We start from the raw sequence: 13,177 nt of genomic DNA, 5'->3' as shown, positions 1-13,177 counted from the left end.
TTTTATAAATAGGTAAAAATAACTTCATCTGGTAGACGCGATTTAGGAAGTTTGGCATTGAAATCATTTTCACTGCGATAACCTAGAGAAACAATGACTGAACTACGAAGGCCCTTTTCAGTTAACCCAAGCTCAGTATTTAAAATATCTTCATCAAAGCCGCCCATTGGTGTTGCATCAATTCCTTCTAAACCCGCAGCAAAAAGTAGTTGCCCTAAAGCAATAAATGTTTGATTTTCCATCCACCCAAATAAATTTTTTTGCTCATTTCGATAGAATTCAACATAGCCATGGCGAGTATCTTTTTGGCCGAGCTTTGCTTTTTCATCTTTAAAACGACCGCTCAAATCATCTTGTTCAAGCAATTGATTTAAGTATTCAGTTGAAATATCTGTTCTTGTGCAAAATATAAGTGTGTGTGATGACTCGAGTACTTTTGGAGCGTTGTAGGCATATTTACCTGTTAAGGCTTTCGCAATTCGTTCTTTAGCTGCTTGATTATCTGCAACTACGAAATGCCAAGGCTGAATATTTACTGAAGAAGGGGTAAAACGTAAAATTTCTAATAATTTATTAAATTTTTCTTGAGGAATTTTCTTTTCAGAATCATACGCTTTTGTTGTATAGCGACTTTTAACAGAATTCAATAGGTCCATAGGTGTGCTCCATATCAATCTTATGGCAATTGAGAGAATTTAATCTTTGCCATCATACGCTATTTTATTCAAAAACATTTCCTATGTAATTTGATAAAGAAATATAATGTTTATATAAAAGTTTAGTAATTTATTGAAAATGATTGATTTACTGCCAACAGATGCAAAGAGTAAGCTGCGAGAAATTAGAATTGTTAAAGCCTTTATCATTCTTATATTTGTATTGAGTCTTCTTATTTTATACATTGATTATCACGATCATGCACATATAAGCTGGAGATTTATATTTATTGCCAGCATGTGTGTGATTTACGATTCTGATTTAAATAAAAAAATTAAAGAATTGAAAGTTGAAATAAAAAATGACTAATTACTAGTTAATAATTCCAGACAATCAATTCGAGCTGTTGCGTATTTGAGGATGGATCAATTTCCAAAATATAAGCCTGATCTTCACGCCAATCGCCAAGAACAATTCGTTGTTTCGCTTGTACCTGATGAATTGAAGGGCGGTGAGTATGCCCATGAATCAGTATATCTACATCTTCTAAAGCAGAAATAACAGCTTGTTCATTTACATCCATAATTTCATAGCTTTTTTGCTGTTTATCAGCGGAGCTTCTTTTGCGAAAGCCATTCACTAGTTTAGTGCGAAAACTGAGAGGAGTCCGGCGTAAAAGAGCAACTAAGAGCGGATTTCGAATAATCTTTTTAAATCTTTGATAAGAAATATCATCTGTACATAATGCATCGCCGTGTTCTAGACGATATTGATGTCCTGAGATATTGAGGGAATAAATGTCAGGAAGTAAGACGCCATTAAATTTATTGAGAAAAACCTGATTAAGCGCAAAATCACGATTACCGACTTGAAAGTAAACCTGATTCCCTTTTTGATTAAAGTCTTTTAAGGCCTCAACAATTTCATCAAGCCATGGTGCTGAATAGTCATCTCCAATCCAGGCATTAAACCAATCGCCTAAGATGTAGAGTTGAGTATTTTTATGCTGGTAATGCACCAATAAGTCTAAAAACCCTCGAACAAGTCGAGGGTGTTCAGGTGACAAATGTAAATCTGAGATAAACAGATAAGTCACAGCTTTATCCTAAAATTATTCAGAAATAATTTTAGCAGATTCGATTACTACATTTTCTAAAGGAACGTCAGCGTGATAACCGCGGTTGCCAGTGCGAACACCTTTGATTGCTTCAACAACATCTAAACCTTCAACAACTTTACCAAATACAGCATAACCCCAACCTTGAGCAGTTTTAGAAGTATGGTTCAAGAAAGAGTTATTTTTTACATTGATGAAGAATTGAGCAGACGCTGAGTGAGGAGCTTGAGTACGCGCCATTGCAATCGTACCTTCGTCGTTGCTTAAACCGTTATCAGCTTCGTTTTCAATTGAATCGCGTGTCGCTTTTTCTTTGAAGTTTTCATCCATACCGCCACCTTGGATCATGAAACCATCAATGACGCGGTGGAAAATAACGCCGTCATAAAAACCGTCACGTACATATTCTAAAAAGTTTGCTACTGTTTTAGGTGCTTTTTCAGCATTCAGTTCAAGAACAATACGACCTTTATTGGTGTTTAATTCGACTTGAGGAAAACTCATTACATTAATCTCCTAAACATGGGCTTATGACCATGGGTTTTTGGTTGAGAGAAGCATAAGCAAACTGTAAACTACAAGGCAAGTAAAAAACGTTAAAATCTTTGTGAAAAATGAAGATAGCGTTTAAATTTTTCGAAATTTTATCTACAAAGAAGTGATTGATACACTATGAAGCCTAATGATGTTGTCTCGAGCCTGCCAAATAACCCGACACCGAATACTCATGCCTCTGTCGATTCTGCGCAGCAAGAACAACAGGCTGGCTTAGATTTCGTTCGCCAAGTCATTACTGAAGACTTGGCTGCTGGGCGTGCAAAGCAGATCGTAACGCGTTTTCCACCAGAACCAAATGGCTATTTACATATTGGTCATGTAAAAGCAATTTGCTTAAACTTTGGTGTGGCTGAAGAATTTGATGGGTTATGTAATTTACGTTTTGACGATACAAACCCTGATGCTGAAGAACAAGAGTATGTTGACGGTATTGCTAATGATGTGAAATGGCTTGGTTTTAACTGGAACGGTGAACCACGCTATGCATCGGGTTATTTTGATCAATTATATGCATGGGCTGTTCAACTCATTGAGCAAGGCGATGCTTATGTTGATTTACAATCTCCAGAAGAAATTAAGTTAAACCGCGGTAGTTTTGTTGAACCGGGTAAAAATTCCCCATACCGTGATGCATCTGTTGAAGAGAACCTTGCGCGTTTTGAAAAAATGCGTAGTGGTGAATTTAAAGAGGGTGAAGCTGTTTTACGTGCCAAAATTGATATGGCAAGTCCAAACGTACATATGCGTGATCCAATTTTATATCGTGTATTGCATTCAGAACATCACCAAACAGGTGATAAATGGAAAATCTATCCAATGTATGACTATGCTCATCCATTGTCTGATGCGATCGAGGGGATTACTCATTCACTTTGTACATTAGAGTTCCAAGATCACCGTCCGTTTTATGACTGGATTGTAGAAAAGGTAAAATCTCCAGCGGTTCCACATCAGTATGAATCTTCACGCTTAAATGTGGACTACACCATTACATCAAAACGTAAATTACGTAAATTAGTGGAAGGTGGCCATGTGAATGGTTGGGATGACCCGCGTATGCCGACTGTAGTGGGTATGCGTCGTCGCGGTTTCACACCAGAAGGCTTACGTGAGTTTTGTAAACGTGTAGGTGTGTCTAAAACTGATGGTATTGTAGATGTTGCAATGCTTGAGTTCTGTATTCGTCAATCTTTGGAAAATACAGCTGCGCGTGGAATGGCTGTTTTAAGTCCACTAAAAGTGACTTTAACTAATTTACCAGAAGATATGGATCTTACACATGCTCGCCATCCAAACGTGGATATGGGTGACCGTGTAATTCCTTTAACTAAGGAAATCTATATTGACCGTAAAGACTTTGAAGAAGTACCACCAAAAGGCTTCAAGCGTTTAGTTCCTGACGGTGAAGTGCGTTTACGCCATGCTTATGTCATTAAATGTGATGAAGTTATTAAGGATGCTAATGGTGAAGTCATTGAACTTAAATGTTCAATTGACCCAGAAACCTTGGGTAAAAACCCTGAAGGCCGTAAAGTGAAAGGCGTAATTCACTGGGTATCTGCAACAAAAGGTATTCCTGCTGAAGTACGTATTTATGATCGTTTATTTACAGAAGCAGATCCTGAAACAGGTGATGACTTCTTGGCGAACTTAAATCCAGATTCATTGCAAGTGTTAGAAGCTGTAATTGAACCTGCTTTGGCACAAGCGAGTCCAGAAGATCGTTTCCAATTTGAACGCGAAGGTTATTTTGTGGCTGATCAACATGATCATTCACCTGAAAAACCAGTGTTTAACCGTATTCTCGATTTGAAAGATAGCTTTAAGCCTGAGAAAAAGTAAGACGCGTAAAATATTTTTGAGCAAATAGCAGATATAAAAAAAAGCCCAACTCAGTTGGGCTTTTTTTTATATCTATTTTCTTACATATATTATGCTTTATAGTGCTTTTGCAAATAAGCTAAGCTGGATTAACCACGTAGAAATAAAGAACAATGATGATAAGAAGAATAGATGCTAGCGTTAAATAAGTATTCACTGTATTAAAGCTTTTAAGAAATTTCAGGATTTCCATAGTAAATCAGCGTTTATTTTATGTTACAAAGTTAATAAATTAATAATACACGGAAATTAATTATAAAGGTTCCCAAAGACAGATTAATAATCCATCTTTGGGTGAAAAATAAGCATTTAGTTTTATGGATATACTTTAACTAATATATTGAATTAAAGATTAACCACTATATCCAATTCGTTTAAGAAATTTTTGAATAACATCAAAAGCAGCATGTTCGAGGTTTTGAGCATATTGCTGATTTTCTTCGCGAAGTTTTGGAATTGAAATATTTGCATGGCGAAGTTCACATGTATGACCAATGAGCCATTTTTCAAAATGTTCTTCAGTCGTTTCAATGTGGAACTGCAAGGCAAGAATATTATTACCGACTTCAAATGCCTGATTGGTATAAACATCGGAACTTGCTAATAGCACCGCATTTTCAGGAAGATCGAAAGTGTCGCCATGCCAATGTAGAACATGAACATTGTTAAGCAAACCAGATAAAACCTGATTAGCACGTAAGCTTAAGCTGAGTGGACCCCATCCAATTTCTTTTTGATGTCCTGCATATACTTTTGCACCAAGTGCATGAGCAATAAGCTGTGCGCCTAGGCAAATACCAAGTGTAGGCTTGTCAGCTGCTAAACGTTGTTTGAGTAAAGTGATTTCATCTTTTAAGAATGGATAATCGTCAGTTTCATAAACTCCGATTGGACCGCCTAAAATAATAGTTAAACCTTCATGTGAAAAAGCAGGGGTTAAATCATCAACACCTGCCTCAAAATAACGGACGCGAAATCCGAGTTGATAAAAGACATCTTCTAATGAACCTAAGTCTTCGAAAGCAAGATGCTGAATGGCATAAATAGTTTTTGGGAAGGCGTTTGTTGTGCTCATACAAATGATTCATAGAAGATCAATAGGTGGAGTATAGCGATAAATATAAAGAAGAAAATATCTGTATAAATCGTCAATACCTGAAAATTGATATTTTTCGTTAAAATGATGTTGTTATGCAAAGGATTATCTATTTATGAATAAATCCCTAAACATATTCTACTGTTTAAAATAATAGCTTTTGAGTTCCCTCAAGACCTATATCTGAAAGTTGATGCTCATCTTTTAAATTAACTCCTGAAAAGCCGAGCTGTTTTGATTTTTTCATTAATGTCATTAAACGTTGTACCGCAACAGGAATACTTAAGCCTGCAGAGCGGACATTAGAAATACAATTACGTTTGGCATCAAGACAGCCTGAGTATGCATTCCATGTGTAGTAAATTCCCATACTGTCAGGAGAGCTTAAACCAGGGCGCTCACCGATGAGCATCACTAGCATGGGTGCCTTAAAGATCTCAGCAACTTCATCACCTAAAGCAACCCGACTGCCTGTTGCCAGTGTAATGGGTGCAAGAGTCCAGTTTTCTTGCTGAACTTGTTCACTTAGTGCAGTAATGAATGGAATAGCATTCGCTTCAATCGCTCTTGCAGAGAGTCCATCACCGACCACAATACAAACATCGTATTGCTGAGGCTCTTCTGCATACTTTTTAATTAATACATCTTTTGATTGATCTGAAAGCTGACGTCCTAAATCAGGACGTTTAAGATAGATTTCCTTATTAGGAGCATTACTTTGGACATGAAGACTTTGCAGCTGTCTTTGCGCTAATTGCTCAGATAAATAGGAAACATCCATGTCTTGATAAACCGCATCTTTTGCTTGAGCATGCGACAACTGAAATTCAAGTAAGGCTCGTGTTGGGATACTACAACCCGCACGGCCCAGAGCAATACGGGCATCAGTAAACTGTTTAAGTTTTTCCCACTGGTCTTGATGGGTAGAAGATGGATATTGAATATCACGGTTCAGTTTCATTGCGTTCTCCCTAGTTCATGAGCAGACGAGAGAATTGGTCAGGCATATGGTCTGCCCAACAGATTTGAGAGTTTTGCTGTTTAAAAATACCTTGCTGTTCAAGCCAAGCTGAAAACTCAGGAGCAGGTTTTAAACCGAGGAGTTGTCTTAAATAGAGGGCATCATGGAACGAGGTCGTTTGATAGTTGAGCATGACATCATCTGAACCCGGAATTCCCATAATGAAGTTAATGCCCGCGGCACCAAATAGAGTAAGGAGAACATCCATATCATTTTGGTCAGCATCGGCATGGTTGGTATAGCAAATGTCGCAGCCCATTGGTACTCCGAGTAACTTGCCGCAGAAGTGGTCTTCTAGTCCTGCACGTATAATTTGTTTACCGTTAAAAAGATATTCGGGACCAATAAAGCCAACGACAGTATTCACTAAAAGCGGATTGTATTTACGAGCTACTGCATAAGCACGCGTTTCTAATGTTTGCTGATCAACGCCGTGATGTGCATTGCTCGATAAGGCACTGCCTTGACCCGTTTCAAAGTACATAACATTTTGCCCAATGGTTCCGCGTTTAAGTGCGAGTGTGGCTTCATATCCTTCTTGTAGTAAATCGAGTGAAATTCCAAAACCTTCATTAGCCAGTTGGGTGCCAGCGATTGATTGAAACATTAAATCAATGGGCACATTTTTTTCTGCCAGTTGAATGCCTGAGCTGATATGGGTAAGTACACAAGATTGTGTTGGAATTTGATATTCCTGAATGACATGGTCAAGTAGTTTTAGTAGCTCTGACAAATTATGTAGGTTATCCGTCGCTGGATTGATACCAATCACGGCATCCCCATTACCATACATCAAACCATCTAAAATACTGGCAGAAATACCAAGCACATCATCCGTAGGATGATTGGGTTGTAAACGGGTAGAAAGATGACCCTTTAAACCAATCGTGTTGCGAAATTGGGTGATTACTTCACATTTACTGGCGATATAAATTAAATCTTGATTGCGCATAATTTTGCTGACAGCAGCCACCATTTCTGGAGTTAAACCTGATGCTAATGCTTTTAAGTTTTGGGCAGTGGCTTCTTCTCCAAGTAACCAATTTCGAAAATCACCTACTGTAAAGTGTGAAATAGGGGCAAAGGCTGCCAGATCATGTTCATCAATAATTAGTCGTGTAATTTCATCAGTTTCGTAATCGACTAGAACCTCATTTAAAAAGGTTTTAAGTGGTACATCGGCCAAAGTCATTTGTGCCGCAACATGTTCGGTTGCATCTCTGGCCGCTACACCTGCTAATTCATCGCCAGAACGTAACGGCGTTGCTTTTGCCATCAAGGTCTTCAAGTCAGCAAAGTGATACTGTTGATTGGCGACAATATTGCGATAACTCATAGTTGCATCCTTTTTTATAGTTCTTGTTCTGCGGCTTTAATATTTGCAAACTCTTCTTCTGGTGTACCTTTAACTAAATGATAACGGCTATAGAATAAAAAGTAAGCAATAAATACGACATAAATAGCGGCAGCAATAAACCAAACTTTTGGATTAACAACAAAGCCTGCAACTACAGCAGCGACTGCTAGAACTAAGGCAATACTTGAAGTAACGATTCCTCCAGGAGTTTTATAAGGACGAGGCATGTCGGGTTTAGATAGGCGTAGTTTGATGTGGGATAAAAGAATCAACACATAAGAAATGGTTGCACCAAAAACCGCGATTAAAATCAGTGAATCACCTTCTTTGGTCAGTGAAAGCAAGAACCCAATAATGCCCGGAATAATAATTGCGAGATAAGGGGCTTTATTTTTATTGGTTAAAGAGAGTGAAGTAGGTAAGTAACCAGCACGAGAGAGTGCAAAAATTTGACGGGAATAGGCATAGATAATTGAAAAGAAACTCGCGATTAAACCTGCTAAACCAACAAAGTTAACAAAAGTCGCAAGCCAAGTGTTGGCGCCATAAACTTTAACCAGAGCATCGACGAGGGGAGCACCTGAGTTTTGTAAAGTACTTGCACCTGCTGCGCCCGCACCCAAGAATAAAATGAGCATGGCAAACGCCGTTAAGATGAGCATTGCACCGATTAAACCGCGTGGGAGAGATTTCGCTGGATCTTTTGCTTCTTCGGCGGCTAATGGCACACCTTCAACTGCAAGGAAAAACCAGATTGCAAAGGGAACTGCGGCCCAGATGCCTAAATAGCCATGAGGTAGAAAACGACTTGCACCAGCTGCTGTGCCAACAGGAATATCTAACAGGTTTTGTGTATTAAAATGTGGAATCATTGCGACAATAAACACAACCAGAGCAACAGCTGCGACAAGTGTAATTGCGAACATAATTTTTAAGGCTTCGCCAGCACCTTTCAGATGTATGCCCATAAAAATGGCGTAGCAGGCGAGATAAATCATCCAGCCATTAATACCAAATAGAGATTCGCAATAACCACCAATAAATACGGCAATCGCCGCAGGAGCAATCGCATATTCAATTAAAATGGCTGTTCCTGTTAAATAGCCCCCAAAAGGACCAAAGGCAGCACGCGCAAAACTATAACCGCCACCTGCTGTCGGCATCATGGTGGACATTTCTGACATAGAAAGACATAGACATAAGTACATAAGCGCAGCGAGTGCAGTGGCAATAAACATACCCCCCCAGCCACCTTGAGCAATACCAAAGTTCCAGCCAGCAAAATCACCCGATATCACATAAGCTACGCCTAAACCAATCAGGAGTAACCAACCAACCGTACCTTGTTTGAGTTGACGCTGAGCAAAATATTCTGCTGATGAGACTTCTGTGCTTGAAGAAATGACGGAAGCTGTTTCTGGTTGATTCATACAATACTCCTGCGAGTGGGTTTGTATGAATCAATGCAAAAGCAATGCCTAAATGAAGCACTTTAGAGAGTAGATGGAATTTTTTTATTTTAAAAAATAAAAATTCAAGCTTAACAATCGTAAATAAAGAAGCCAGCAATCTAAATTACTGGCTTCTTATATAATTAGTCATCTTACTTCTTTCTAGTGTTGATAGTTTGGTATCAACTTGGTGCGAAACTTAGAAGAAGCCCATTGGTTTAGTTGAATAACTCACCAACAAGTTTTTAGTTTGTTGATAATGATCTAGCATCATCTTATGGTTTTCACGGCCAATACCAGACTTCTTGTAGCCGCCAAATGCAGCATGTGCAGGGTAGATGTTGTAGCAGTTTGTCCAAACACGGCCAGCTTCAATAGCACGACCAGCACGATAAGAAATGTGAGCTGAACGTGACCATACACCTGCACCTAAACCATACATGGTGTCATTGGCAATTTTAATTGCATCGTCAAAGTCTTTGAACGTTGTTACAGCAAGTACAGGTCCAAAAATTTCTTCTTGGAAAACTTGCATGCCATTGTGACCTTTAAAAATAGTCGGATCGACATAGTAACCATCGCCTACTTCTTTACGGCCGCTACCACCAAGTAAGAGTTCTGCACCTTCTTCACGACCAGTGTTAATACAACGTAAGATTTTCTCTTGTTGTTGTAGAGATGCTTGAGCACCAATCATCGTTTCAGTATCAAGTGGATGACCAGTTTTAATACGTTTTACACGCTCGACAGCCATTTCTAAGAACTGATCAGCAATGCTTTCTTGTACTAAAGCGCGAGAAGGGCAAGTACATACTTCACCTTGGTTTAAGGCAAACATGGCGAAACCTTCAAGCGTTTTTTCTAAGAAGTCATCTTCTTTATCCATGATATCTTCAAAGAAAAGGTTTGGTGACTTACCGCCAAGTTCTAAGGTAACTGGAATAATATTTTCAGTCGCATATTGCATCACCATTTGTCCAGTTTGAGTTGAACCTGTGAATGCGATTTTTGCAATACGTGGGTTTGTCGCTAAAGGACGGCCGACTTCTGAACCGAAACCATTGACAATATTAAGGACACCCGGCGGTAAAATGTCTTGGATCAGTTCAGCCACCAACAAAATACCCACTGGGGTTTGCTCAGCTGGCTTAATCACAACGCAGTTACCAGCTGCTAAAGCAGGTGCAAGTTTCCATGCTGCCATCAAAATCGGGAAATTCCATGGAATGATTTGACCAACTACACCGAGTGGTTCGTGGAAATGATACGCAATGGTATCTTCATCAATTTCAGAGATGCCACCTTCTTGAGCACGAATACATCCAGCGAAATAACGGAAATGGTCAATCGCAAGTGGAAGGTCAGCTGCTAAAGTTTCACGCACTGCTTTACCGTTATCCCAAGTTTCTGCAACAGCAAGCATTTCAAGATTTGCTTCTAAACGATCAGCAATTTTTAAAAGGATATTCGAGCGTACTGTTGGTGATGCTTTATTCCATGTTGCTTTCGCTTTGTGCGCTGCATCTAGAGCGAGTTCAATATCTTCGGCACTAGAGCGTGGAATACGTGTAAAAGCTTTTCCGTCAACAGGAGATACATTGTCAAAATACGCACCCTTTACAGGTGCTACCCATTCACCGCCAATAAAATTTTCGTATTGTGATTTAAATTGAACTTTTGAGCCTGGTTGATTTGGATCGATATAGCGCATATAAATATTCCTTTGCTTTTTAGGACTAAAGACTAACAAGAACCCTGTCAGTAGGTACTTTCGTACTTTGTATAATTAGGATATAAAGAAGAAGGTTGGAGAAAGGTTGGAATAGAAATGTGGATATATAAGGAATTTACAAATGTTCACAAAAAAGGATTTATTGCAGCAACGGACGTTGATTGATCAACTGCGCACGCAAAATAGTCTCTCTCCTCAGAATGCTGCCAAACTCGGCCAAAGTATTGCAAGCTCATGGGAACGGTCAGCTTCTGCTGCGATTCCTAAAGAGCGTTTTGCTGCTCCATTAGTCGAGAAAAAAACTGCTTCACAAAATGCTTTAGATATGGCTTTAAGTCAGTGTGCTGACGATTTACGTCATATTGCAGAGCAATCTTCAATGGTGATTGCTGTCGGTGATATCGGTAGTACCATTATCTGGACGGCACCAAGTCCTCAAATGCAAAGTGCTGCTGAACGTGTACATTTTGTGAAGGGTGGTCAGTGGCGTGAAGAATTTGTGGGTACAAATGCCTTGGCTTTATCTTTAAAAACTCAACAATCAAGCTGTGTTTTTTCAAATGAACATTACATGGAATCGATTCATGAATGGGTGTGCTATGCCGCACCGATTATCGATCCATACTCAAAACAAACCCTTGGTGTCGTTGATTTATCAACCACGTGGAAGAACCATAATAGTTTAGGAATATTGGCTGCTGAACGTTGTGCATCCATTATTCAGTCTGCTTTGCTAGAGCAGCAGCGCCAGCAATTACATATTCGTGCATTTTCGACGCCACAAGTTAAATTTAATGGCAAAAGTTTATTATTAACACCGCGTCAAATTGAAATTTTAACCATATTGGCGTTATGTCCACATGGTTTAACTTTAGAGCATCTTTATCAGGCGCTCTATGGTGAACGTAAAGTCAGTATGGGTACGCTTAAAGCTGAAATGTCTCAACTACGAGATATTTTGGGCGGTTTACTTGGTTCACGCCCATATCGTTTGCTGGTACATGTTGAAGCCGATTTTTTACAAGCGGAGCAAGCACTGGATGCAGGATATGCAGCCTCGGCTTTGCAGCTTTACACAGGTGTATTTCTGGCAAAAACGGAAAGTCCATTTTTATGCGCATGGCGTGATTGCCTTGAATCGCGTTTGAGCGATGCAATTTTTAAAACGCAAGAAACGGATTTATTACTTAAGCATTTAGCTCATTTCCCTGAAGCAATCGATGCGGTAGAACGTCTTATGGAGCTCTTACCGAGTGAACATCCTGCGCATCAATTACTGGTGAAATACCTTGACTCACCTAAGCTCAGTTAAGTGATTTTTTGATCCAGCCACTGAAACAATTGTTGATAGACTTGTTCTCGTACTGGCTGGGCCGAAAGGACTAAATCATGCAACCCATTGTGAATAGAGACAACAGAGACATCGCCTTTGATTTTTTTACCAAATTTTTCAATGTCTTTAACATCTAAAATTACATCGCTTTGAGTCGCATCTGTTCCCCATTTTTTAGGGTTTTTAGTCTGGTGAGAATGCATAATTAGTGCGGGAACATTGAGTTTGACCCCGCGATGTATCTCTTTTTGTGCTGTATGAATCGCATGTAGAAAGCTGAGTTGAACCGTAGGGGCAGAGGTAGGTTTCCAGTCCAGATTAAAGTCCCATTCGCCCTTGAGCTGTTTGTGAAGGCTCGCGGTGTACCATTTGTTTAATTGACTTGGGAATTTAACTTTTGGCAGATATTTTCCTACTCGACTGAGTACTGGAATACCAAATTTTTTCTCGACCAAGCTTAAATTAAAATCGTAAAACGGGCTGTTTGCCCAAAGTGCTTTAATCAGAGGGTGGTTTGGGTTATGGGCAGCATAAAGCGTCGCTGTCAAACCGCCAGTCGAATGCCCTGCAAGCAAGACTTGTGTGTGCTGTTCTTTGCCAATAATCTCTAATGCTTGTGTAATTTCAGCATCGTATTCATTTAAATCAAGCACATTATAGAAAATTTGATGAGGCAGCTTTGAACGGCCATATTTTCTTAAATCTAGCGCATAGAAGTCATAACCATGAGCATTGAATTGCTCAGCCATTTCGGTTTGAAAGAAATAATCTAAAAAACCATGAATATAAAGCACGGCTTTTTGAGTTGATTGAGCAGCCTTTTTACGCACTAAGGTAGCTACAACTTTTCCTTCGTAATCATTAGAAAAATTGAGTGTGAGCTGTTCGTAGCCAGTACCTAAAATATCTGGAACATAATTTTGATTAGCTGAAGATGTATTCATTTTTATCGAGCTATTGTAATTAAGACATGC

Annotated in this window: 13 protein-coding genes; 3 read left to right on the top strand and 10 right to left on the bottom strand. The window is 39.2% G+C overall.

What is annotated here, in order from left to right:
• Positions 1 to 2: 2 nt before the first annotated feature.
• Positions 3 to 656, bottom strand: a complete 654-nt coding sequence (gene nfsB / locus F886_RS14185; protein WP_005306596.1) for an oxygen-insensitive NAD(P)H nitroreductase — start codon at positions 654 to 656, stop codon at positions 3 to 5.
• A 139-nt stretch (positions 657 to 795) separates the two neighbouring features.
• On the opposite strand from nfsB, the gene F886_RS14180 reads away from it, so the two are divergent.
• Positions 796 to 1,026 carry a hypothetical protein gene (locus tag F886_RS14180; protein ID WP_005306593.1) on the top strand — a complete coding sequence of 77 codons (231 nt, stop codon included), beginning with the start codon at positions 796 to 798 and terminating at the stop codon, positions 1,024 to 1,026.
• Between the two features lie 7 nt (positions 1,027 to 1,033).
• On the opposite strand, the gene F886_RS14175 is transcribed toward F886_RS14180, so the two are convergent.
• The gene (locus F886_RS14175; RefSeq protein ID WP_005306590.1) at positions 1,034 to 1,753 is read right to left on the bottom strand and encodes a UDP-2,3-diacylglucosamine diphosphatase; all 720 of its coding nucleotides are present in this window, start codon (positions 1,751 to 1,753) and stop codon (positions 1,034 to 1,036) included.
• A gap of 15 nt (positions 1,754 to 1,768) precedes the next feature.
• Positions 1,769 to 2,278, bottom strand: coding sequence for a peptidylprolyl isomerase (locus tag F886_RS14170; RefSeq protein ID WP_004791583.1), 510 nt, complete (start codon positions 2,276 to 2,278; stop codon positions 1,769 to 1,771).
• 168 nt (positions 2,279 to 2,446) lie between these two features.
• Between F886_RS14170 and F886_RS14165 the strand changes: the two genes are divergently transcribed.
• Positions 2,447 to 4,174 (top strand): glutamine--tRNA ligase/YqeY domain fusion protein, encoded by a 1,728-nt coding sequence (locus F886_RS14165; RefSeq protein ID WP_005306586.1) that lies wholly within the window; start codon positions 2,447 to 2,449, stop codon positions 4,172 to 4,174.
• A 118-nt stretch (positions 4,175 to 4,292) separates the two neighbouring features.
• Here F886_RS14165 and F886_RS20585 read toward each other — a convergent pair whose 3' ends face one another.
• From F886_RS20585 to F886_RS14140, 6 genes are all read right to left on the bottom strand, one after another.
• The gene (locus F886_RS20585; RefSeq protein ID WP_081399129.1) at positions 4,293 to 4,406 is read right to left on the bottom strand and encodes a hypothetical protein; all 114 of its coding nucleotides are present in this window, start codon (positions 4,404 to 4,406) and stop codon (positions 4,293 to 4,295) included.
• 159 nt (positions 4,407 to 4,565) lie between these two features.
• Entirely contained in the window at positions 4,566 to 5,288 is a 723-nt protein-coding gene (locus tag F886_RS14160; RefSeq protein ID WP_005306584.1) for a glutamine amidotransferase, read from the bottom strand.
• A 166-nt stretch (positions 5,289 to 5,454) separates the two neighbouring features.
• On the bottom strand, positions 5,455 to 6,270 hold the full coding sequence (gene eutC / locus F886_RS14155) for an ethanolamine ammonia-lyase subunit EutC (RefSeq protein ID WP_005306581.1): 816 nt from the start codon (positions 6,268 to 6,270) through the stop codon (positions 5,455 to 5,457).
• Positions 6,271 to 6,280: 10 nt separating this feature from the next.
• Complete coding sequence (locus F886_RS14150) at positions 6,281 to 7,666, bottom strand: ethanolamine ammonia-lyase subunit EutB (protein WP_005306579.1); 1,386 nt, start codon at positions 7,664 to 7,666, stop codon at positions 6,281 to 6,283.
• A gap of 14 nt (positions 7,667 to 7,680) precedes the next feature.
• Positions 7,681 to 9,117 (bottom strand): ethanolamine permease, encoded by a 1,437-nt coding sequence (eat, locus tag F886_RS14145; RefSeq protein WP_005306575.1) that lies wholly within the window; start codon positions 9,115 to 9,117, stop codon positions 7,681 to 7,683.
• A gap of 220 nt (positions 9,118 to 9,337) precedes the next feature.
• On the bottom strand, positions 9,338 to 10,849 hold the full coding sequence (locus F886_RS14140) for an acetaldehyde dehydrogenase ExaC (protein ID WP_004791594.1): 1,512 nt from the start codon (positions 10,847 to 10,849) through the stop codon (positions 9,338 to 9,340).
• 142 nt (positions 10,850 to 10,991) lie between these two features.
• Between F886_RS14140 and F886_RS14135 the strand changes: the two genes are divergently transcribed.
• On the top strand, positions 10,992 to 12,182 hold the full coding sequence (locus F886_RS14135) for a helix-turn-helix domain-containing protein (protein ID WP_005306572.1): 1,191 nt from the start codon (positions 10,992 to 10,994) through the stop codon (positions 12,180 to 12,182).
• On the opposite strand, the gene F886_RS14130 is transcribed toward F886_RS14135, so the two are convergent.
• The gene (locus tag F886_RS14130; RefSeq protein WP_005306570.1) at positions 12,179 to 13,147 is read right to left on the bottom strand and encodes an alpha/beta hydrolase; all 969 of its coding nucleotides are present in this window, start codon (positions 13,145 to 13,147) and stop codon (positions 12,179 to 12,181) included. The two genes, F886_RS14135 and F886_RS14130, sit on opposite strands and share 4 nt — an antisense overlap.
• Between the last annotated feature and the right edge of the window lie 30 nt (positions 13,148 to 13,177).

The sequence above is a fragment of the Acinetobacter sp. NIPH 542 genome, assembly GCF_000369825.1.
Classification (GTDB): domain Bacteria; phylum Pseudomonadota; class Gammaproteobacteria; order Pseudomonadales; family Moraxellaceae; genus Acinetobacter; species Acinetobacter oleivorans.
The sequence above is the reverse complement of the archived record's forward strand: the minus strand, read 5'-3'. Positions and strand labels throughout refer to the sequence as shown.